General features: G+C 64.7%; 24 protein-coding genes. 13 read left to right on the top strand and 11 right to left on the bottom strand.

Annotated features, from left to right (window positions below; all coding sequences use genetic code 11):
* Positions 1–185: 185 nt before the first annotated feature.
* Genes AC1D75_RS02400 through AC1D75_RS02385 form a run of 4 tightly spaced genes read left to right on the top strand, consistent with a single transcriptional unit; the run spans position 186 to position 3,315 of the window.
* Complete coding sequence (locus AC1D75_RS02400) at positions 186–548, top strand: rhodanese-like domain-containing protein (RefSeq protein WP_495515958.1); 363 nt, start codon at positions 186–188, stop codon at positions 546–548.
* The gene (locus AC1D75_RS02395; protein ID WP_495513719.1) at positions 545–1,609 is read left to right on the top strand and encodes a DUF4328 domain-containing protein; all 1,065 of its coding nucleotides are present in this window, start codon (positions 545–547) and stop codon (positions 1,607–1,609) included. The genes AC1D75_RS02400 and AC1D75_RS02395 overlap by 4 nt, the downstream gene beginning before the upstream one ends.
* Positions 1,537–2,391, top strand: coding sequence for a glycerophosphodiester phosphodiesterase (locus tag AC1D75_RS02390; protein ID WP_495513718.1), 855 nt, complete (start codon positions 1,537–1,539; stop codon positions 2,389–2,391). Before AC1D75_RS02395 ends, AC1D75_RS02390 begins: the two co-directional genes overlap by 73 nt.
* A gap of 9 nt (positions 2,392–2,400) precedes the next feature.
* A complete protein-coding gene (locus AC1D75_RS02385) occupies positions 2,401–3,315 on the top strand; it encodes a DUF5926 family protein (protein ID WP_495513717.1) in 915 nt (304 codons plus the stop codon).
* A gap of 79 nt (positions 3,316–3,394) precedes the next feature.
* Here AC1D75_RS02385 and AC1D75_RS02380 read toward each other — a convergent pair whose 3' ends face one another.
* Positions 3,395–3,934, bottom strand: coding sequence for a ferritin (locus AC1D75_RS02380; RefSeq protein WP_495513716.1), 540 nt, complete (start codon positions 3,932–3,934; stop codon positions 3,395–3,397).
* A gap of 609 nt (positions 3,935–4,543) precedes the next feature.
* Here AC1D75_RS02380 and AC1D75_RS02375 point away from each other — a divergent pair.
* Positions 4,544–5,743 (top strand): lipase family protein, encoded by a 1,200-nt coding sequence (locus AC1D75_RS02375; RefSeq protein WP_495513715.1) that lies wholly within the window; start codon positions 4,544–4,546, stop codon positions 5,741–5,743.
* On the opposite strand, the gene AC1D75_RS02370 is transcribed toward AC1D75_RS02375, so the two are convergent.
* The 5 genes from AC1D75_RS02370 to AC1D75_RS02350 all read right to left on the bottom strand — a co-directional run bounded on the left by AC1D75_RS02370 (position 5,729) and on the right by AC1D75_RS02350 (position 10,687).
* Positions 5,729–7,138 carry an MFS transporter gene (locus tag AC1D75_RS02370; protein ID WP_495513714.1) on the bottom strand — a complete coding sequence of 470 codons (1,410 nt, stop codon included), beginning with the start codon at positions 7,136–7,138 and terminating at the stop codon, positions 5,729–5,731. The two genes, AC1D75_RS02375 and AC1D75_RS02370, sit on opposite strands and share 15 nt — an antisense overlap.
* Positions 7,122–7,550, bottom strand: a complete 429-nt coding sequence (locus AC1D75_RS02365) for a MarR family winged helix-turn-helix transcriptional regulator (RefSeq protein ID WP_495513713.1) — start codon at positions 7,548–7,550, stop codon at positions 7,122–7,124. Before AC1D75_RS02365 ends, AC1D75_RS02370 begins: the two co-directional genes overlap by 17 nt.
* Positions 7,551–7,665: 115 nt before the next feature.
* Positions 7,666–9,069, bottom strand: a complete 1,404-nt coding sequence (locus AC1D75_RS02360) for an LCP family protein (protein ID WP_495513712.1) — start codon at positions 9,067–9,069, stop codon at positions 7,666–7,668.
* A gap of 10 nt (positions 9,070–9,079) precedes the next feature.
* On the bottom strand, positions 9,080–9,886 hold the full coding sequence (locus AC1D75_RS02355; protein ID WP_495513711.1) for a CPBP family intramembrane glutamic endopeptidase: 807 nt from the start codon (positions 9,884–9,886) through the stop codon (positions 9,080–9,082).
* 36 nt (positions 9,887–9,922) lie between these two features.
* Positions 9,923–10,687 carry a DUF2470 domain-containing protein gene (locus AC1D75_RS02350; RefSeq protein WP_495513710.1) on the bottom strand — a complete coding sequence of 255 codons (765 nt, stop codon included), beginning with the start codon at positions 10,685–10,687 and terminating at the stop codon, positions 9,923–9,925.
* Positions 10,688–10,798: 111 nt separating this feature from the next.
* On the opposite strand from AC1D75_RS02350, the gene pheA reads away from it, so the two are divergent.
* The gene (gene pheA, locus AC1D75_RS02345) at positions 10,799–11,716 is read left to right on the top strand and encodes a prephenate dehydratase (RefSeq protein WP_495513709.1); all 918 of its coding nucleotides are present in this window, start codon (positions 10,799–10,801) and stop codon (positions 11,714–11,716) included.
* Positions 11,713–12,375, top strand: coding sequence for a histidine phosphatase family protein (locus AC1D75_RS02340; RefSeq protein ID WP_495513708.1), 663 nt, complete (start codon positions 11,713–11,715; stop codon positions 12,373–12,375). Before pheA ends, AC1D75_RS02340 begins: the two co-directional genes overlap by 4 nt.
* A 38-nt stretch (positions 12,376–12,413) precedes the next feature.
* Here AC1D75_RS02340 and AC1D75_RS02335 read toward each other — a convergent pair whose 3' ends face one another.
* Together AC1D75_RS02335 and AC1D75_RS02330 are read right to left on the bottom strand one after the other, a co-directional pair.
* A complete protein-coding gene (locus AC1D75_RS02335; RefSeq protein WP_495513707.1) occupies positions 12,414–12,764 on the bottom strand; it encodes a metallopeptidase family protein in 351 nt (116 codons plus the stop codon).
* Between the two features lie 3 nt (positions 12,765–12,767).
* Entirely contained in the window at positions 12,768–13,964 is a 1,197-nt protein-coding gene (locus tag AC1D75_RS02330) for a septum formation family protein (RefSeq protein WP_495513706.1), read from the bottom strand.
* Between the two features lie 182 nt (positions 13,965–14,146).
* Here AC1D75_RS02330 and AC1D75_RS02325 point away from each other — a divergent pair, with 182 nt between their 5' ends.
* Both AC1D75_RS02325 and serS read left to right on the top strand, forming a co-directional pair.
* A complete protein-coding gene (locus AC1D75_RS02325; RefSeq protein ID WP_495515957.1) occupies positions 14,147–14,488 on the top strand; it encodes an ankyrin repeat domain-containing protein in 342 nt (113 codons plus the stop codon).
* Positions 14,489–14,498: 10 nt separating this feature from the next.
* Positions 14,499–15,755, top strand: a complete 1,257-nt coding sequence (gene serS / locus AC1D75_RS02320) for a serine--tRNA ligase (protein WP_495513705.1) — start codon at positions 14,499–14,501, stop codon at positions 15,753–15,755.
* Positions 15,756–15,759: 4 nt separating this feature from the next.
* Here the strand turns inward: serS and AC1D75_RS02315 are convergent, their stop codons facing one another.
* Complete coding sequence (locus AC1D75_RS02315) at positions 15,760–16,179, bottom strand: MerR family transcriptional regulator (protein WP_495513704.1); 420 nt, start codon at positions 16,177–16,179, stop codon at positions 15,760–15,762.
* Positions 16,180–16,211: 32 nt separating this feature from the next.
* Here AC1D75_RS02315 and AC1D75_RS02310 point away from each other — a divergent pair, with 32 nt between their 5' ends.
* From AC1D75_RS02310 to AC1D75_RS02300, 3 genes are all read left to right on the top strand, one after another.
* The gene (locus AC1D75_RS02310; RefSeq protein WP_495513703.1) at positions 16,212–16,832 is read left to right on the top strand and encodes an NAD(P)H-dependent oxidoreductase; all 621 of its coding nucleotides are present in this window, start codon (positions 16,212–16,214) and stop codon (positions 16,830–16,832) included.
* Positions 16,833–16,923: 91 nt separating this feature from the next.
* The gene (locus AC1D75_RS02305) at positions 16,924–17,835 is read left to right on the top strand and encodes a hypothetical protein (RefSeq protein ID WP_495513702.1); all 912 of its coding nucleotides are present in this window, start codon (positions 16,924–16,926) and stop codon (positions 17,833–17,835) included.
* Positions 17,832–18,338 carry a hypothetical protein gene (locus AC1D75_RS02300; protein WP_495513701.1) on the top strand — a complete coding sequence of 169 codons (507 nt, stop codon included), beginning with the start codon at positions 17,832–17,834 and terminating at the stop codon, positions 18,336–18,338. Before AC1D75_RS02305 ends, AC1D75_RS02300 begins: the two co-directional genes overlap by 4 nt.
* Positions 18,339–18,353: 15 nt before the next feature.
* Here AC1D75_RS02300 and AC1D75_RS02295 read toward each other — a convergent pair whose 3' ends face one another.
* Positions 18,354–18,995 carry an endonuclease gene (locus tag AC1D75_RS02295; RefSeq protein ID WP_495513700.1) on the bottom strand — a complete coding sequence of 214 codons (642 nt, stop codon included), beginning with the start codon at positions 18,993–18,995 and terminating at the stop codon, positions 18,354–18,356.
* 191 nt (positions 18,996–19,186) lie between these two features.
* Here AC1D75_RS02295 and AC1D75_RS02290 point away from each other — a divergent pair, with 191 nt between their 5' ends.
* A complete protein-coding gene (locus AC1D75_RS02290) occupies positions 19,187–19,519 on the top strand; it encodes an HNH endonuclease (RefSeq protein WP_495515956.1) in 333 nt (110 codons plus the stop codon).
* Here the strand turns inward: AC1D75_RS02290 and AC1D75_RS02285 are convergent.
* Positions 19,497–20,675, bottom strand: coding sequence for a zinc-dependent alcohol dehydrogenase (locus tag AC1D75_RS02285; RefSeq protein WP_495513699.1), 1,179 nt, complete (start codon positions 20,673–20,675; stop codon positions 19,497–19,499). The two genes, AC1D75_RS02290 and AC1D75_RS02285, sit on opposite strands and share 23 nt — an antisense overlap.
* Positions 20,676–20,802: the final 127 nt, after the last annotated feature.

The following is a 20,802-nucleotide window of genomic DNA, read 5'->3' as shown; positions in this document are numbered from 1 at the left end:
ACGTGACCGTAGAGTGAACGGGATCACAATTTCAGTTGAAGCTGGTCACACAACATGTCAGATGCTCAATCGCCGACCCTGATTCGGCACGGAATTGAACAAAATGAAGGGCCTGTGGATAACTTGTTGATAAGTCCCAGCCCGTGCCGGACGGCCACCGTGCGTGCCACCATGGTCGAGTGAGTATGTCGGAAATCCCTTCGGTACCCGTAACCGAGCTGCCTGCCGATTTTGTCGGCGAGACCAATGCGATTCTGTTGGACGTGCGTGAGCCCGACGAATGGGCGGAGGGTCATACGCCCGGTGCCCTCCATATCCCTCTCGGGGATGTGCCCGCCCGCATCGACGAAATCGACCCGGATGCAGACCTTTACGTCATCTGCCATTCCGGCGGTCGGTCCGCGCGGGTGCTCGGCTACCTGATGCAGCGGGGATTCCAGGGCGCCAACGTCATCGGCGGCATGGTGTCCTGGGCGCAGTCCGGCCGACCGTTGGAATACGGATCGGGTGCAGGGGGAGCCAGCCCTGACCCTGGGAACTCCCCGTGAGCAGACCCACCGGAGCACCGCCGGCACGGGATTACTGCCCGAATTGCCGCATCGCGGGTCCGCACGATCCCAGTCGTCCCCGTTGTCCCCGGTGCAACGGTCCGCTCACCCCGCTGGACGCCTACGGCCGGATCGCGCGGCCCGGGGCCGCTCCCGGTGCACAGTCGAGTGCTTCCAGCCCCCCGATGACGCAGGCCGAGCGTGACCACACCTATGTTCCGGCCCGGACCACCGGAGTCGGCACATCACGTCCGGCACCTCGGCCCCAGCGTCGCGTGAAGTGGGTGGCATCGATGCCGGGGGCGGCGCGGGTGGCAGGTCGACGGCGGGTGGCCGCGGAGCCGACACCCACCCCCCACTACGACCGCAACCCCGGTTGGGGTCTGGTGGACACCCCGCTTTCCGAGCCGGTCGAACCGGAAAAGACGTACATCGAACGGATGGCGGAGAAGTTACCCCGGTTACTCATTGCCTCTGCGGTCGTTCTCACACTCGCCGCGCTCGCTCAGACCTGGCTGTACGTGCTGCTCGTGATCAATCTGGACGCCCCGATCAGCTACGCGATGGTGGTGGCGGCCCGGACCGCGGTCATCGCCACCGGGGTGGCCGCGGTCGGCATGATGATCGCGTGCCTGTTCGCGCTCGCGGGCTGGCTGATGGAGGAGCGTCGTCTGGCTTACGGGCGCCATGATCAGCGGGATCCCCGCTCGCCCGAGCAGATCATGTTGGGCTGCTGGATCCCGATCCTGAACCTGGTCAAGCCGTTGGCGTTCTTCCGTGAGCTCCTCGATCGCCGGGATGATCTGCTTCCCGACTACACGGGGAAGCGACTGTGGTGGTTATGGGCGGGTTGGCTGGTTGTCAACGCGCTGGTGGTCACCGGGGTCGGCATCCGGATCTTCGCCGACACCCTGGTGTGGCAGTCCAACGCGCTGGTGCTGGTGATCGTCTCCGATTTGTTCAGTGCGCTGTTCGCGGTGGCACTGTGGTGGACCATCACCCGGCTCCTGGCGCGGGAAGCGCCGGTAACGGTCCCGAAGCGGTTCGTGGTCGCGGCATGAGTGACACGCCGAGAGTGGTCCGACAGGAGAAGCCTGCGGTCGTTGCGCATCGCGGCGCCTCGGGCCATCGGCCCGAACACACACTCGCGGCGTATGAACTCGCTTTGGAACAGGGCGCCGACGGGCTCGAATGCGACGTGCGCCTGACCGCCGACCACGAGTTGGTCTGCGTGCACGACCGCACCATCGATCGCACCTCGGACGGTTCCGGTGTGGTCAGTGAACTCACCCTTGCCCAGCTCCGGGAGTACAACTTCGGTGCCCGGCACAGTTCGGGTCTGCAGGCCGAGATCCTCACACTGCCCCAATTGCTGTCGCTGACGCTCGACTGGAAGCGGCCGGTGCGGCTGTTCATCGAGACCAAACACCCGGTGCGATTCGGCGGGCTGGTGGAGCAGTTGCTGCTCGCCGAGCTGCAGCGATTCGGTGTCGCAAGCCCGGCATCGGCCGACCACAGCCGGGCGGTGGTGATCTCGTTCTCCACCGCAGGCGTCTGGCGGATCCGCCGCAACGCCCCGATGCTGCCAACGGTTCTGCTGGGTGACACCGCCCGCTTCCTCGGCGGCAGTGCGGCGACGGCAGTGGGTGCAACCGCGATCGGGCCGTCGATCTCCACACTGCGTGAACATCCCGATGCCGTCGACCGAGCGGCGGCTGCGGGTCGCGCGACCTACTGCTGGACCGTCGACGAACGCCGCGACGCCACGTTCTGCGCCGATCTGGGCGTCGGGTGGATCGCAACCAACTACCCCGACCGGGTCCGGGGTTGGCTCGCTGCGTAAGTTCGGGGCGTGGCAAAGAAGAGTAAACGTGGCAGTGGTCCACGCCCCGGTAGTAATCGCGCCGAGCGGGTGGCAGCCCGGAAAGAGCGGCAGGCCGAGGCAGTAGCGTCGGTGCCCCGTCCATTCGCAGGCCTTGCCGCCGAATGCGACCTGGTGGCGCTGCGTTCGTTCGTGGCCTCCGCGACCGCGGACCTGCCACTGATCACACCGGGTGCCAACCCGGTCCGGCTGGTCACGGTCCTGCCCGGGGCCGGTCCCGCGCTGGTGCGCGACGAGGATTCCGCGACTGTCGGTCTGGTCGCGTTGCAGACTCAGCCCGAACCCGAAGATCCGGGCCATGCGCTGGCCGCGGCGATCCAGTGGGCGACCGAAAGTGCTGCCGGAGATTCGCTTTCACAGGTCGAGACAGATGACTCGAAGTCACTGACCGAGGTGCTCGATCCGGCCAAGTCGCTGACGATCACCGTCCACGACGACTTCAACTGGTGGATCGAGGGGCAGACCGACCCGGCTCCCCAGATCAAGGCGATGATCGAGCAGGCCAATGCCGCGATACATCCGACCGCACGCCTGGAAGGCGATTTCGTCGGTGCCCCCTGGTGGGTCGACGCCGGTGAACGTGCCCATCTGCGCTGGGTTCGGCCCGAGGACGAAGACGAGATGATGGCTGCCCTGGCACGCGTACATGCCGCCGGTGGCCTGACGCTGGGCGAAGGGTCGCGTTTTGCCGGCTCGTTCCGCACGCACGGACTTCTGGTTCCGGTATTCGACCTCGACCGCGAACTGCATGCCCAGGAATGGACCGCAGGCGCCGAGAGGTTCAACCAACAGCTCAATGACGCCCTGGCCACCGACGCCGAGCTGACCAGCGAGGAGCGCCGGTCCCGCGACGGGATCCGGGCACGCCAGGTCACACTGCGCTAAGACTCGCGACAGCAGTCCAGACAAAACAAAGCGGGCCCGACCGGATCAGATCCGTCGGGCCCGCTTTGTGGTGGAGGAATTACAGGCTGCCACCGGCAACCGCCGGAGCCGTCGCGTCGGGCGCGCCGGCCTTGGCGATCTCTCTGGCGACAAAGTTCTCGAGATCGAACAGGTTGCCATCGCAACGCTGCGCGATGGTCTGCAGGGTGCGCATGGTGGCGACCTCTTCGAGTTGTTCCTTGAGGAACCACTGCATGAACTGCTCGCCGAGGTAGTCACCCTCGTCGCGGGCGGCCTTGGCCAGCGCGACGACCTGGTCGGTGACGTGCTGTTCCTGTGCCAGGGCCAGCTTGATCGGCGCCCGGAAGTCGGCGAAGTTGTTCTCCGGCTGATCGATGCCCGGGGTGTAGACGGGCAGATCGCGGTCGAGGAAGTACTGCGTGATCATCATCGCGTGGTTGCGCTCTTCAGCGGCCTGCGCGTAGAAGTGCGCGGCCAGCTGGGGCAGGTCTTCGCTGTCGTAGTACGTGGCCACCGCGATGTACTGCTGCGCCGAAGAAAATTCATTGCGAATCTGGTCATGCAGGAGCTCATGGAAATGCGTACGTTTGGTGCTCATGTCAACGAGCGTAGGTGCAGGTCAAAGCCGTTGTCATCCAAGCTCGTCCTTACTTAGGGTGACTTATCCAAAGTGTCCGAAGGAAAGGATTACCTTGGCTGACAGGGCATTACGCGATAGAAGTTGACCAAGGCTATCCAAACCATCTCGCCGGCTGCGGTCTGCGATCGGCGCCGAGCCGTGGGTGATGACCGGTCAAAAGTGTTGTCCGGGTGAATGTTACGAATCCCAGTGGACCGGGTCGGGCGACGGGGAGAGGAGGGCGCTGTGGCAAGAATTGCGATTCTGGTTGTGGCCCCGCTGATCTGGAACATGTTCTCACTCGGGGGCACGGATCTGCTGTGGTGTGGTCGGGATCTCACCTCGAGCCGGTCGGAGAATTGTCGATGTGGCCCTCGGCTGTCCTGTGGGCCGGAGGTTGTCACCGCCGCTCAGCGACGGTCGAGTGACTCGACGGAGTGATCCCGGTCACCGGGGTTCCCGGTCAGTGGAATCGTCTCCACGCCCGAACCCGCCTCGATGCAGGATGGGCAGCGCTGTAGATCGGTGAAGCGAAGCATTTGATCGGGACCCACTGCTGTGCTCCCGGCGAACGGGGAGGGATTGTCGATGAACAATGTCCGGAAGAAGCGCTCGACCGGTGCGACGCGGAGCATTCTCGCGCTGTGCACGGTCATGTCGATCGCTGCGTGCTCCAGCGGTGGCTCCGACGATGACAACACGTCGGGGGCGGACTTGTCGCCGGGAACGCTGGTGACGTCGCATGACCTCACCGAGTCGGCTGCCCTTCCCAGTGCCGCGCGGAATCAACGCATCACCTACATGTCCCAAAATGTCTCCGGTGAACCGATTCTGGTGTCGGGGGTGGTCGCCATCCCCACTACGCCCGCTCCGGAAGGGGGCTGGCCGGTGGTGAGCTGGGCCCATGGAACGACCGGCGTGGCCGATGCCTGTGCCCCGTCCGCGGATACCCCGAACGGTCCGGTGCATGACACCGTCGATGTGGTGAGCAAGACACTCGACCAGTGGGTCAGCAGCGGGTACGTCGTGGTCCAGACGGATTACGAGGGTATCGGCACCCCGGGTGGTCATCCGTATATGAACGGCACCAGCGAAGCCAACGCGGTGACCGACATCGTCCGTGCCGCACGGCAAGTGGACGACAACGTCGGCAAGGATTGGTTCGCGGTGGGGCACAGTCAGGGTGGCCAGGCGGTGGTCTTCACCTCCGAGATCGGCCCGGACCGGGCACCGGAGCTGAACTTGAAGGGGGCGGTGTCGATCGCTCCCGGAAACGGGACCGGCAAGATCCCGGAGATGGTCGCCACCGGAGACCCTTTGATGGCCCCGGGAGTGCCGTTTGTCCCGATCATTCTTCTCGGCTTACAGGCCGTTGATCCGACGATCGTTCCCGAAGAGCTGCTCACCGAGCAGGCCCGGCCGCTGCTGGAGGCGGCCCGGACGGGATGTCTGGCAGCGGTGCGGGCGGTGCCACCGATACCCGTCGACCAGATCTTCCGCGAGGGTGCCGACCTGACGCCGCTGGCAGCGAATCTGAACGAGCAGGAACTGGCGACGGTGACCCCGCAGGTGCCGACGCTGTTCGCTCAGGGGACGGCAGATGTCCTTGTCCCACAGGCGAGTACGACCGCGGCGGTCAAGGATTTCTGCGCGAAGGGATCGGACGTCGAGTTCAAGGTGTACGAGGGTGCCGACCATCGGGGCGCCATCGCGGCCTCGTTTGACGATGCACACGATTTCGCGTCGAGGATGCTGGCCGGTGACGCCGTGGGGTCAGGGGCCTGTTGACCTTTGTGTTTTCGACAGCACATGGTTGATGACCAGCGCGGCAAACACCACGGCGCAGCCGATGGATCCGATTCCGAGTGCCAATTCGATGCCGTGTTCGGTCGGGTGGAGGTCGGTGTTCATATGCGCGGCGAGGACAGCCCCTGACAGAGCGCTGCCGAAGGCTCCGCCGACGGTTCGCAGAACCTGATTGAAGCTCACGGCACTGCCGAGCGCGGTGTCGGCAACACTTCTTGTGATCAGTGCGGGCATCGCCGCGTAGGCGGTACCCATGCCGATACCGAATCCGAGCATGCCGATCAGGATCTCCCACAGGGAGTTGTGATCGAGCCACAGGTGCACGCTCGAGATGGTGAAGATGCCGGCGCCGACGAGTAGCAGCGTGCGAACGCGGATCCGGTGGGATATCAGTCGGACCACCCGGTTTGCGCCGAAACTGCCAACAGATAGGGGAAGCATCACGAATCCGGCCCAGAACAGCGGCAGCGCGATCCCGTATCCGGTCGTTTCCGGAGCCTGGGCGATGAGGCTGATGATCGACAGGCTGATGTACATCGCGGCGCCGAGTCCTATCGCCGTACTGTTGGCCACCAACACATCCGGGGTCCTCAGGACACGAAGGTTGATCAGCGGATGTGGCACACGGAGTTCGACGAAGCACCACAAAGTCAGAATGGCGGCCGCCGAGCCGAAGAAGCCCAGCGTCGGTGGAGCGATCCAGCCCCAGCCCGAGCCCTCACTGATGGCGAGCAGCAGGCATGACAGGCCGGCACCGATGAGTACGGCGCCGGTGAAATCAAACGGTGCGCGCGGCGCGCGTTCGTCGGGACCATCGGGCACGATCCGCCAGACCACGGCTATCGCGACCACCAGGAACAGTGCGGCGAACCAGAAGGCGAAACGGAAGCCCAGCAACGAGGCAAGGATGCCCGTCAGCGGATAGCCCACACCCAAACCTGTTGCGACGGTGACGGATAGGCTCGATATTCCGGCCCGGACCTTGTCTTCTTCGAGGTACCGCCGGGCCAATGCGATCGTCACCGGCACGATTCCGTAGCTCAACCCCTGTAGCGCTCTGCCGAGCAGGAACACGATGAAGTTCGGTGCGGCGGCCGCCAGGATCGAGCCGACGAGAATGCAGACGAGCGACCCGATGAGAAGCCGCTTCTTGTGCGGGCCATCGCTCAGGCGGCCCATGATCGGTGTCGAGATCGCGCCGACCAGGAGATTGATCGTGAGCATCCACTGTGCAGTGCTCACCTCGACGTCCAGTTCGTGCGAGATGGTCGGGACGAGCAACATGCCGAGCGAGCTCACGACTGCGGTGGTGAGAGCGGCAAACACCAAGGCCGACGAGAGCCTTGGATGCACCCGGGTTTCAGTCGAGATTGTCATCGGTCACCAGTTTGTGGAGTATCGGGATGAGTGCCTCGAGTGCCTTCTGTTCGTCGTCGTCGAGTCGGGCGGCGATGGCCTCGTTCAACCAATCCGCGCCGATCGCCCGTTCTTTGGCGAGCCGGGTGCGGCCGGCTTCGGTGATGTCGATCCAGATCCGGCGGCGGTCGTTCTCATCGGGCGTGCGAACGATCAACTCGAGGGCTTCGAGTTCCCGCACCGCGGTGGTGATCGCCTGGGGACTGACCTTTTGGGACGTGGCGAGCGTGGAGGCCGACATCGGGCCGTGTTTCGAGAGGTCGGCGAGAATGCCGATCTTGCCCACCGAGATCGTTCGATCGGCGGTGAGGCGGCGCCAGAGGGGATGGAGCGCTTCGCGGAGTTGCTGGGCGGTGGACTGCGTGGACGGCATTTGACCAAATATACAACCAAATTGATCAATCTGATTGACTAAATTGGGTTGTGTTTGTCACTCGCGCTGCCTCGGCCCCGATGGGCCCCATTCTGAAATCAGCGGCGGATAGGGCTCAACCGGTCTGAAGTAGTTCCGGCGGAACCTCTTTACCGTCGGCGATGGTCTTGAAGAACTGAGTTGTGTTGTCGCCCCACTCCAATGAATCGCCGTCGTCGGTGAAGACCGGCCCGGCGTTCGGGGTGGTGACGGTGACCGGGTCGCTGCGCAGCGCCCAGGCCAGCCGGGCCAGGTGCCAGAGGTGATCACTCTTGTCGACGGTCAGGGAGTCCACGACACCGTTGACCAGCGGCCAGAAGCGGAACGGGTTGAGGACCGTCGAGGCGCTGGTCGCCTTCTGCATCAACGCGGCCATGAACTTCCGCTGATTCACCACGCGGGTGAGATCGGCATTGGCAAACGCGCGGGTGCGGACGAAGCCCAGTGCCTCACGCCCATTGAGTGTTTGGCAGCCGGCCTGCAGGTTGATCCCGGCCAGCGGGTCGTTGATCGGTGCGTCCAGGCACATCTCGATGCCCCCGACGGCGTCGACGATCTTGTCGAAGCCACCGAATCCGATCTCCGCGTAGTGGTCGATGCGGAGCCCGGTGTTGGTTTCGATGGTCTGCACCAACAGTTGTGGGCCACCGATCGCGAAGGCGGCGTTGATCTTGTGTGCGCCGTTGTCCGGGATGTCGACGTAGAGGTCGCGGGGGATCGAGATGATCATCGGTTTTCCGCCGGAGCCGTAGTGCACCAGCATGACCGTGTCGGTCCGCGAACCCTCACTGTCGCCGGTGGACAGGGCGGCGCGCTCGGCTTCGCTCAAGCCTTCGCGCGAGTCGGATCCGACCAGCAGCCAGGTGCTTCCCGCACTGCTCGCCACGCGGCCCGCGTAGTTCGACAACGCGTCGACCCGGTGGAGCTTGGTATCGAAGTAGACGAGCAATCCGACCGTGCCGAGCACCATGACGAGCAGCAGGATCAACAGGGTGCGAAGGATCGGGATGCGGCGGCGACGTGTGCGCTCCGGTGGACGCGTCGGCCCCGGCGTGACCCGGCGAGGTGGTCCCTGCGGCGGCTTGGGGGGCTGGCGGTTGTAGGCCACGATCGGCGGCGGCGGACGCTGCGCCGGCCGAGCCGTGCGGGTTTCCGGACTCTCTGCCTGCGACCAGGCCCGAGGTGGTTGGTAACCGGGGTCGGCCGGCTGCGGTGGACCGACCCGGGTGGCCGGTGGCGGAGCATGCTGCGGCCTGGCGGGACCCTGCTGGGGTGATCCCTGATGCGGCGGTCCCTGCTGCGGTGGACGTTGCCCGGCGGGCTGTGCCGGCCCGCGCTGCGGAGGTGGTCCGGTCGGGCCCGGCATCATGCGCCGGGTGCGTCCATTCGCAGGCGGTGATGCGGGCGGGGGAAAAGAACCCTGATCGGGACGCCGCGCACCGCCGGGGCGGCGGATGAAGGGCTCGTCCTGGTCAGTCATTGCACAGACTCTAGTCAAGCCAGCTGAGATGATCTCTCAGGACCGCATAGCCGACAAAGGCGACGGTGTCGATCAACGCGTGCCCGATGATCAGTGGCCACACCCGGCCGGTGCGTTGGAACACCCGGCCGTAGACCAGGCCCATCAGCACGTTTCCGAACCCGGCGCCGAGACCCTGGTACAGGTGATACCCGCCGCGCAGCACCGCCGAGAACAGCAGGCTGCGATTTTCGGTCCAACCCAGTTGGCGCAGCCGGGTGATGAGATAGGCCACAACGAGCAGCTCTTCGGCCGCGGAGTTCGCGATGGCCGAGAACACCAGCATCGGCAGGCGCCAGAAGGTCTCGTTGAGATCTGACGGCACCACCTGGACATTGAGGTCCATGGCGCGGGCGATGACGTACAGGCCCAGGCCGGGGATGCCGATGATCGCGGCCAGGCCCATGCCGAGCGGGATGTCGAACTTGGCGCGTAGTGCGGGTAACCCGATGCGCGCCAACGGAACTCCGGCCCGCCAGATCAGGTAGACGGCGAGCGCCGCGATACCGAAGAGTTTGGTCGCAGAGAGCAGTTGCCGGAAGAAGTCGATCGCATCGAGTTCGGACGAGCTGACGTTCAGTGCCACGGAGCTGCCGCTGATACCGGGCTCCGACATCGCCTTTTCGACCAGAGAAAGCGCCGATGAGACCGCCGACAGCCCGAACGTCAGGACCAGGACGATGGTGATCTCGATCCCGATGGCGCGTCGCGCGGTCGGGTCGGTGACGACTTCCGGCTGCGCCGGACGTGCCGGTTGTAGCCACGGGCGCAGGTTCACCCGGTTGAGGTTACTGACGGGTGGCGCGGTGTGGCGTCAGCCTTGGCCGGGCAGGCTGTTCAGGAACGGGCATCCGGCCAGGGTTCGGATCGCCCGGGACAGCTCGGGGAGGTCGCTGACCGGTCGAGGGAATGACAGTCGAACGTCGGAGTCGCTTTCGGAACCCTCGACGCGGAAGCGGATGCCGAAGCGGTCGATACCGAGTGGGCGGACCCGGCCGTCGCGCAATTCGACAGGGAGCCGATTGCTCAGCGCGGTGATCATGTCTGCGTGATCGGTGTCCATGTGCGCGATCCAGTCGGCTTCGAACTCCCAGAAGGGGTCGGGATCGGCGTGGGCGAGGTCGGTGGACGCCACCGAGGCGGCGCCGGAGCTGTTGGCCAGGACCGCGGAGGACAGGCCCAGGCGGAGCAGTGAGAATCCGTGGCCGATGTCGAGCAGGCCGGGCGACGGGTGGTCGGTGGCGATCTCGCAGGCGAGGTCGCGTTCGAGATCGGAGGGAACCGAATGCAGGGTGCCGTTGAGCCAGATGAGGGAACGGACCTGTTCGCGCAGCGCGATGGGGGCCATATCGGTGACCTCCACCATTGCGGGGAGTCCGGCGCTGCCTGCCTGCCATGCCAATGCGCAGGCGGCGCTGTCGGAGGGGACCATGACGAACGCCTGCGAGTCGTACAGATGCACCATCGTGACCGGTGCGGGCTCGCTGCCCTCGATCGCGAGCATCGCGTCCGTCACGTGCATACATGCGGTGCGGATGAACTCGGCATCGGTGGGGCGGTCGATCGCTGTTTTTGTCATCTACGGTCCTCGGTGATTCGGTTCACGCTGTGTAGGTAAAGCTACCCTAACCACGCGACCCGATCGAAGGCAAGCCTCAATTTGCATTACCCGCTGCCGTAACCTCGGAACGTGCCTGCGATCGCCTACTTCGGCCCATCCGGAACGTTCACCGAGATGGCCCTCGACCGTCTGTTGATCGAGAACCCGTGGCTCACCGCCGACGGTGAACTGGAACGGATCAGCGCCAACAGCCCCGGTGCCACGTTGAGTCTGGTTCGCAAGGGCCAGGCCCGATACGGGTGCGTGCCCATCGAGAGTTCGATCGAGGGCTCGGTGCCTGCAACGCTGGATGCCCTGATCAAGGGCAGCCGGCTGCAGATCTTTGCCGAGACGGTGCTCGATATCGCATTCACCCTGGCCGCTCGCGACGAGGTGGCGCCCGGGGACATCAAGACGATCGGGGCGTATCCGGTGGCGGCGGCGCAGGTTCGTGAAACGCTGGCCACGCGTTTCCCCGATGCCCAGGTGGTGACGAGTGCGTCGAACGCGGCGGCGGCCAAGGATGCGGCCGACGGGGTCGTCGATGCCGCCGTGACCACCCCGGTGGCGGCCCGCCTTCATCAACTTCACGACATCGCCACCGGCATCGTCGACTCCGACGATGCCAACACCCGGTTCGTCCTGGTCGGCAAGCCTGGGCCGGTGCCGGCGCGTACCGGGCAGGACCGCACCTCTGTGACGCTGGACCTGCCGAATGTCCCGGGTTCGCTGATGTCGGCGATGTACGAGTTCGCCAGCCGGGGTATCGATCTCACCCGCATCGAATCGCGGCCCCGGCACACCGGAGGGTTCTATTTCAACCTCGATGTCGTCGGGCACCTCGATGATTCGCCGATCGCCGAGGCGTTGGGTGCGTTGTACCGCCGGGTTCCCGCGTTGCATTTCCTGGGCTCGTGGCCGTCGGCCCGGCCCAACGGAACGCCGCCGCCCCGTCATGCGGCGAGTGATCGTTGGCTCGAATCGATTCGGTTGGGTCTGGAGCCATGAGCCGGTTGTATCTGGTCCGCCACGGCGAGACCACGTCGAATGTGTTGCAGCGCTTGGATACGGCGTTGCCAGGGGCCAATCTGACTGATTTCGGCGCGCGACAAGCCGTGCGTTACGCGCTCGAACGTCCGAAACCCGATAGCCCCGTACTCATTTCGTCGGCGGCCTCGCGCGCGCAACAGACGGCTGAACTGATCGGCTCGGTGTGGTCGGTGCAGAATCAGGTGCGCGACGGGCTCTTCGAGGTACAGGTCGGCGACCTCGAGGACCAGACCTCCGAGGAATCGCATCAGGTTTTCGCGAAAACCGTACGCAGTTGGTTCGAGGGCCAGACCGGGGTCCGCATCCCCGGGGGTGAGTCACTCGACGACGTGTACGCGCGGTACCTGCCGGTCATCGACGACATCGTCGAGGAGTACCTCGTCGATCCTGATGCGCCGGATGTCCACCTGGTCAGCCATGGTGCGGCGATCCGGCTCATCGCGGCCCGCCTGGTGAACATGCCTGCTGAGTTCGCGCTCAAACATCACCTGAAGAACACCGGCTCAATCGAATTGGAGCGCACCGCCGACGGCTGGACGTGCACGCGGTGGGGCCTGGAGCTGCCGCCGTTCCACACGACCGATCCGGCCGAGCTCGCCCGCGACCCGATGGGCTGAACCAGCCGCGTCCGCGGATTTCGTCGCTCCGGAGGTGTTCAGCCCCAGCCGTTGGCGTGGAGCCAATCGTCGGAGATCCCGAAATGATGCGCGATTTCGTGTACGACCGTGATCGCGACCTCGGAGATGACCTGCTCTTCGTCCTCGCACATGGCGAGTATCGGATCGCGGTAGATCGTGATGGTGTCCGGCAGGGTGCCGCCGTAGTGGCTGTCCCGTTCGGTCAGCGCAATGCCGAAGTACAGCCCGAGCAGATCAGGTTCTTCGTCGTTGAAGGGCTCGACGAGGATCACCACGTTGTTCATCGCGGCGGCAAGATCTTCGGGGATGGTGTCGAGGGCGTCGGAGACAAGGTTCTCGAAGTCCTTGTCGGTCATCGCAACCGGCATCGATCACCCGCCGCCGGCTGGGGCTGGGACCTCGAGTGTTGGATTGACCTCTACGCCCGGCGGCAGCGGCACCGGTGTCGGGACGATGCGGCCGTCGGAATCTTCGGCCGTCGGTACCGGGACCTGACCATTGATCAACAAATCTCCCCTGGCGTCGCCGACGAGGGTCGCGAATCCGCCCGCATCAGGTAATCCGATGTAGCATACCGAAGTTCGGCTCCCGGCCATCCAGCTCGTCTCCGCCAGGGTCGACCATTGCAGGTTGAGTGTGGTCTGGGCGAGTCGGTCGGCACCACCGAGGAACTGGTCGGTCAGACCCGGGCAGGTCGCCGCCAGATACGCGTTCTGCGCCTCGAGGTTCGGCCATGGCAGACCTGATGCGGGACCTCCGAACTCGACGCCGAGGTCGACAACCCCGGTCACCTGAAACGCGTGGGGTTCGGAGCAATCCACCGGATCGGTGGGTTTACGGGTCTCGGGATCGATTCCGATGCAGGTGCCCACCGGCCATTGCTGGGCCTGGTCCAGGTCGCGGACGAACCCGGTGAACGGCGCGAGTGTGCCGGTGGTGCCGGACAACTGCAGTCCACACCGCAGGCTGCGCTCCCCGTTGTTCCACTGCTCTTCCGAGGGATACATCAGATTGACGGTGAAGCGGCCGGCCGGGTCGAGCTTGCCGCCGAGGTAGTTGTTGACAATCGTCGGGCAGTACTCGTCGCGGATCGTGTTGAACTGGTCGGGTCCGGGCCAAGGGGCGTCCTCACCGAACTGCACACCCGGGTACACGGAGGTGTCAACGGCACCGGCCACCTCGAACATGTGCTCGGTGTTGCAGTCGACCAGGGACTGATCGGTCAGATCGGCCAGCGGCCAGGACAGGCAATCCCCGGCCTGCGATTCGGAGAACGGCGTGGACTCCGGCGTCGGTTTCGTGTCCCCGACCTCATCGCGCTGTACCTTGCCTGCGTCATCGAAACCACCGAACAGCCCGACCACTGCAGCGCAGACCACTGCGCCCACGAGTATCGCCGCGAGCAAGACCCGGACGGGGTGCTCGTGCATCAGCTGTCCGATGCGACCTCGCCGACTCCTCACCGAGGAGTTGGCGCCCTCACGCGAGCCCGAATCGCCGCCTTCGTCCGAGGCGGAAGAGTCTCCCTCGGGTGGGGCGGAATCGTCACCTTCTTGCCTGTCAGCCATCGGTGTCCATCATGCCCTTGTCGGCGGGCGCCGTGGCCGGATGGGGCGACAACCGGGCGGCCCGGGTCGGCAGCGGGCGCTATCGTCGGCTCATGGACCCGAATGTGCACGGCGAATCGGCCGATCCGAAGAACCCCGACAACACCGAGCCGCCCGCCGAGGTGGCCGAACTGGCCGGCCGGATGTTCGCCATGGCGCGTTCCGGTGACCTGGCGATGCTGCAGTACATAGATGCGGGCGTGCCGGTGAATCTGACCAACCAGTCCGGCGACACCGTGCTGATGCTGGCGGCTTATCACGGCCACGCGGAAGTGGTGAAAGGCCTGTTGGAGCGAGGTGCGGACGTTGATCGCCCCAACGACAAGAATCAGACCCCGCTGGCCGGTGCGGTGTTCAAGTCACACGACGAGGTGGTTCGGGCGCTGATCGATGGGGGTGCCGATCCGGACGCGGGGACGCCGACGGCCCGAGACGCAGCCCACATGTTCGGCCGCGAAGATTACCTCGGTTTGCTCGGCAAGTAGGGTTTCACACGTGATCGACCTGAAGATTCTGCGTGAGCATCCTGATGTTGTCCGGGCTTCCCAGCGCACGCGCGGTCAGGACCCGGCGTTGGTCGACGTGCTGCTCGCCGCCGACACCGACCGCCGTGCCGCCATCGTGGAAGCGGATCAGCTGCGTTCCGAGCAGAAAGACCTCGGAAAGCTGATCGGAAAGGCTCCGGCCGACGAGAAGCAGGCGCTGTTGGCCAAGGGCAAGGAACTGGCCGAGCGGGTCAAGGCCGCCCACGCCCGCGAAAGTGCCGCCAACGACAAGATGGTCGCCGCGCACCGCGCGATCAACAACATCGTCGCCCCGCAGGCGCCTGCCGGTGGAGAACAGGACTTCGTCCTGCTGGAGACCGTCGGCGAGATCCCGCAGATCGAGAACCCGAAAGATCACCTCGAACTCGGTGAGAGTCTGGGACTGATCGACATGGAGCGCGGCGCGAAGGTCTCGGGATCGCGCTTCTACTTCCTCACCGGTGCAGGCGCCATGCTGCAGCTCGGGCTTCTGCAGCTCGCCGCGCAGAAGGCGACAGCAAACGGTTTCACGATGATGATCCCACCGGTCCTTGTTCGCCCAGAGGTCATGGAGGGCACCGGATTCCTCGGCGAACATTCGGCCGAGGTCTACCACCTGCCGGACGATGACCTTTACCTCGTCGGAACCTCTGAGGTGCCGATGGCCGGCTATCACATGAACGAGATCCTCGACCTGTCCGACGGCCCCAAGCGGTACGCCGGGTGGTCGAGCTGCTTCCGCCGTGAGGCAGGCAGCTACGGCAAGGACACCCGGGGAATCATCCGTGTCCATCAGTTCGACAAGGTCGAGGGATTCATCTACTGCCGCCCCGAAGAAGCCGAGGCCGAGCACGAAAAGATCCTGGGCTGGCAGAAGGAAATGCTGGCCGCCATCGAAGTGCCGTATCGGGTGATCGACGTCGCCGGTGGTGACCTCGGTTCGTCTGCGGCCCGCAAGTTCGACTGTGAGGCCTGGGTTCCCACCCAGAACACCTATCGCGAGCTGACCTCGACCTCGAACTGCACCACCTACCAGGCCCGACGGCTGCAGGTGCGGTACCGCGGTGAGAACGGCAAGCCGCAGATCGCGGCAACACTCAACGGCACTCTGGCCACCACGCGCTGGATCGTGGCGATCCTCGAGAATCATCAGCAACCCGACGGCAGCGTGCGGGTCCCGGAAGCCTTGGTGCCTTTTGTTGGCACCGAGGTGCTCACACCGCGCTAGAGATTCACGCCCCGAGCACGGGCTCGTTCTCGTCGACGACTTCGGCGCGCAACTCGTCGAGACGATCCCGGTACTCGGTGAGCTGATCGATCCGTGCCGAGAGCTGGTCACGACGATTGCCCATCAACAGCAATGCCGCGGCGCGATCGGCGTCGTCGACGCGACTGGGCTCAGCGCAGATGGCCTCGATGATCTGACCTGCTTCGGCGAGGGTGAGCCCTGCCGCGAGCAGACAGCGGACGTCCTCGACAATGCGGACGTCTTCCTCGTCGTAGATCCGGTACCGGTTTGCCGTGCGCTGCGGTTTGAGCACCCCGGCGCGTTCGTAGTGGCGAACCATCCGTGGGGTCGCCCCGGTCCGAGCGCAGAGTTCGCCGATCCGAAATGCCCCGCGCTCAGGTGAACTTGGTGTTGGAGTTGACATTGACATTGATGTCAGACATTACCGTCGGGCGCATGACTTCGACAGTGCTGATCGTGACCACGCACCCGGACCGCTCGTCGGAAACATGGCGCCTGACCGAGGCGTTGGCGGCAGGTGTCACCGAGGCGGGTGGCATTCCCCGTATCCACGACCTGTGGCAGACCGGCTTTCAGCCGACATTCGGTCCCGCCGACCTCGCCGCGTTCCGCCGACAGAAACCACCACCGCAGGATGTGCTCGCCGAGCAGCAACTCATCGAACAGGTGGACGCCGTCGTCGCGGTGTTCCCGGTCTACTGGTGGTCGGTCCCGGCACTGCTCGCCGGTTGGATCGAGCGAGTGTTCACCGCCGGTTGGGCCTATGAGGACAACGAGGATGTGACCGGGTTCCGCACCGCGGTACCCGATCTGCACTTTGTCGGGGTCGCTGGAGTGGGCGAGGACACCTTCGTCCGACGCGGCTACCACGCATCACTGTCCACACGCCTACTCGGCGGTCTCGCAGACTATTCGGGGATCACCACGGCGAGCCTGACCCTCCTTTACGACAGCCATGCCGAACAGTCCGACGTACACGTCCGACGGCTACGGGAGGCTCACGAGGCAGGGTTGAAGATCACTACGGCGATCAGTCCTTGCCCACAGCACGCGTAACCCGTGGAAGCGGAGGTGGATTCGGATCGATCTGCGGGTTTCACGCATCGGGTAGAGGCAGATTCGGCTCTTTGCCGCCATACTGCTGAGCATGATCATCGGAGTTCTGGCGGCGCTGTTCGCGTGCGTGGCCTACGGCGTCTCGTCTGTGATGCAGGCGTACGGTGCCCGGCAGTCCAAACAGAAGGCAGTGGCCGACGGACTGGAGGGCTTCGAGACCGAATCCGGCGCCCCGTCCATGAAGTCGACCATCGCCGCAGCGTTGACGTTGGCTTTCATCGTCGGAACCTGTTTGGACGTATTCGGTTTCATCGGCGGCGCGGTCTCGGCCCGGTTGGTCCCGTTGTTCCTTTCGCAGACGATCATCAGCGCCAACCTGGTGGTGACCGCGGTCCTCGGCATCTTCGTGCTGGGAATCAACCTGCATCGCCGCGACTGGATTGCGATCACCGTTGTGATCCTGGCGTTGTTCGCATTGGGCTTCTCGGCTGAACCCGAGGGCACCGGCCACGACTCCGCGTGGTTCCATTGGGGCTTGTTGGCGATCACGATGGTTCTCATGGCGGGCTCGATCGGCCTGATCCAGTGGCTCGGCTCCAAAGCGGCCATCGCCGCCGGTCTTTGCGCCGGAACGATGTTCGGCGTGGTGGCGATTTCGGTACGGGTCATGGACGGTATCTCCGACTTCGACATCGTTGAGATCCTGGCGGACCCGGCCGCTTACGCTCTGGTGATATCCGGTATCGGTGGCTTCTACCTGCATACCGTTGCGCTGCAATTGGGTTCGGTCAACGGTGCCACCGCGGCCCTGGTGGTCGGTGAGACAGTGATTCCCGGGCTGGTCGGTATCATCTGGCTCGGCGACAATGCCCTCCCGGGCCGGACCTGGTTGGCTGTACTCGGATTCGTCTTTGCAGTCATCGGGGCTGTTGCGGTCGCCTGGTCCGGGGCGGTGGAGGCCAGTGCAGAAGCAGAGCGAGGCGGAGAGAAGGCAGTGGCATGAGTACGTCCATGTATGAGCGATCAACGAAGATGGTGCGGTTCGACCAACTGTCGATGGCGATGACAGAAGAGCTCGCGAAGCATTCTGCAAGCCAGCAGTTGGTGCTTGCCGACGACATGCCTGCCTGGCTCACCCACAGTGTCAATCAGCCGTCGCAGTCGGTTCTCGGAAAGCTGTTCGGGACCAGGGCCAACGCCACTGACGAAGACTCCGAACACGATGTCCTGGTGGTACTGCACACCACGCATCTCCTGGTGGTGACCGCTGGTGAGAATCGTGGTACCGCAGCACTTTCGGTACCCCTGTCGCAGGCCTCGGCGCGGGTCGGCGGTGCCCTGGAGGATTCGTTCTCCGCGGTGGAGGATTCCGGCATCACCATCGGCGGGTTCCCCGGCGACCACGGCCAGCCCGGCACGTTCTACATCGGCCTCGGACCCGAACCGGCAGGAGCCGAGTGCGCGGAGGCGATCAGGGCTGCGATCACCGACGCCAAGAATCCCTGAGACGCAACGCTGCGCTCACGTGGACAAAGATTCTCGCAGTTCCTTGTCGAGTGAGGCCCGGACAAGTGCAGCGGCGAACTGCGCGGTGGAGCCGGGGGCGAGATCGGCCAGTTCATCGGGATCGTCCGGCAGCCCGAGATCTTCGGCGGCGCTGCGCGCCTTTTTGTCGAAGTAAGGGGCCGCCCACGGCCATACGTCCTGGACCTCGCGGAGGAAGATGTCGGCTCCGACCGGACCCAGCCCGTTGAACTCCTGCAGCAGTTCTCGAGTCCGGGCAACGTCTTTGTCGGCGGCCTCCGCGAGTTTGCGTAGATCGCCGGCGTAGGTATCTCGCAACCGGTGCGACAACTCGTTCAGCCTTGTCGCGGTGCTCTCGTCGTAGCGCACGTAGTGCCCACGGCCGAGCGCCTTGATGATGTCGGCTCGGTGGGCCTCGATCACGGCCTTCGGACTTCGTAGTCCGGCACCGAACAGCTCGCGCGCGGCGGCCACGGCGATATCGGCCGATATCCGGGCGCTCAACAACATTGTCAGAACAAGTAGTTGGAAGAGTGGCGCCGGGGTGTCACGCAGTTCTATCCCGGCCGCTTCCGCGTAGGTCGGGCCGGCCCGTTTGCTGAGTTCGGCAGCGATGGAACGTTGTTGTCTGGTGGTCACTGCGCCTCCTCGGGTCCGCCTGCGCACCTGCAGGCGGCAACGTCGGTTCTTTCCTTGTGGATATCCGGTCGACCGGCGGAGCCCCAATGTGCGCGCCCGGCGGTATCGGTGCCGCGGAGCACAATAGGATCGACCACGTGCCGGTCAATCGAAGTCGCAAGGCCAGATACGCGCGAAAGCGAAAGCGGCGGATGGATGCCGTCGAGCATGACCTGAGCCCTGAGCAGTGGACCGAACTGAAAAATGCCTGGGGTGGTTGCGCCTACTGCGGTGCGACCGACAAACCGCTGCAACGTGATTGCGTCCTACCGATCTCCAGGGGTGGCCGCTACACCATCGACAACATCGCACCGGCCTGCGGCTCGTGCAACGCCAGCAAATGCAACGACGAGGTCACCGGGTGGCTGCGGCGCAAGAAACTCGACGAGCGCGCATTCCTGGAGCGCCACATAGAGATCAGCGCAGCGATGCGCATCTCTCACCCGGAGGACTCCGCGTCGGTTACGGATGCAGCAGGATCTTGACGGCTCCGTCCTGCTTCTTCTGAAAGATCTCGTATGCGTGGGGTGCCTGCTCCAATGACAATTCGTGTGTGGCAAACGTATCCACGCCCAGCGGATCGTCGTCGGTGAGCAGCGGCATGATGTCGTCGACCCACCGCTTGACGTTGGCCTGTCCCATCCTCATCGTGATCTGCTTGTCGAACATCGTTCCGAGGGGGAGCGGATCCATGTCGCCTCCGTAGACCCCGATCAGTGAGACCGTGCCGCCACGTCGCACCGCGTCGAGGGCGGTGTAGACCGCACTGAGACGGTCCACGCCGGCAGTCTTGAACAGCGGTTGGGCGATGGCGTCGGGCAGCATGCCGGTCATCGTCTGAATCACCTTGGCCCCCAGCGCGCCGTGCGCTTCCGCACCGACCGCGTCGATGACCGAATCGGTTCCGCGGCCATCGGTCCGGTCTCGGATGATCTCGGCGATGTTGTCGTGGCGCGACAGGTCGATGGTGTCGATCCCGCGTGCCCGCGCCCGTTCGAGCCGTTCGGGGACGAGGTCAACAGCGGTGACCTGATAGCCCTTGTGGGCTGCCACTCGCGCGGCCATGTCACCGATCGGACCGAGTCCGAGGACGGTGACCGAGCCGCCGTCGGGGATGTTGGCGTACTCCACCGATTGCCACGCGGTGGGCAATACGTCGGAGAGATATACGAATCGCGAATCCGACGGACCCTCCGGCACTTTGATGTGCGTGAAGTCCGCATGGGGGACCCGGAGGTACTCCGCCTGCGCGCCGGGCACCTGACCATAGAGTTTGGAAAAGCCGAACAGGGCCGCACCCCGTCCCTGAGAGGTCACCTGTGTGGTCTCGCACTGTGTGGGCAGTTGATGGTTGCACATGTGGCAAGTCCCACAGGCGATCTGAAACGGGATGACAACCCGATCCCCGACGGACAGGTTCTTGACCGCCGAGCCGACCTCGACCACCTTTCCCATCGGTTCGTGCCCGAGGATGTCTCCGGCACTCATGAACGGTCCGAATATCTCGTAGAGATGGAGATCTGATCCACAGATGTTGGTCGTCGTCAGCGAAATGATCGCGTCTGTCGGATCTTCGATCTTCGGGTCGGGCACGGTCTCGACGCGCACATCGCGCTTGCCTTGCCAAGTCACTGCTCTCATATCGTCTCCTTGTTACGGCGAACTTCAGGTCATCCGGCCCCCGGTCTGCAAGTACCCCTCGGACGCGGGGCGCAATCACGATGTGGATGTGGGCACCAGGGATGACAGAGTGGGGGTTTGAGAAGTA

Source organism: Williamsia sp. Y712 (genome assembly GCF_059445525.1).
This window is presented reverse-complemented; position numbering and strand designations above follow the sequence as displayed.